This is a genomic window from Polynucleobacter sp. 39-46-10 (genome assembly GCF_002282275.1).
Genome location: NZ_NCJB01000169.1, coordinates 1 through 505, shown reverse-complemented (window position 1 = coordinate 505; position 505 = coordinate 1).

Here is a 505-nt window from a genome sequence, read left to right as displayed (position 1 = left end):
TTTGAGGACATGGATGATGGGTCCAGCTCCGGCGGCGCCACATTTGTTCGACTCCGATGGACGGACGGACGGTCGTGGGCCTGTGGCTGCGGTGATGTGGACTGTGGACCGGCCACTACAGTCCCTGGACTCCCTGGACGCCAACTCTCAGGGATGGCACCGCTTGGTCGCGAAGCCTGGTTTTGATGAAGGCGCTGGAGAACTAGGAGCGGCATTATTGGCCAGACCCGAGAGGCAAGGGCGTCGATGGGTGTGAATGAACCTGTGGCATGTCACTGTACCTGTCCCTGTATCTGTACCTGCAACCTGGCCGCGTGTGTTTCAAGTCCGGCGTTTGGTGTTTGTTGCGCATGTCCAGTCGCCCACAATGCCCACAGCAGCATCGACGTCGTGCAAGTCAATCTGCATGCACTGCTTCAGCAGACCCACGACGAGAAAGAAGCCTGTGGCCAAGCGATGATGAATACTACTCGATTCAGGAGGCATAGCCACAGCCCGCAAGGAC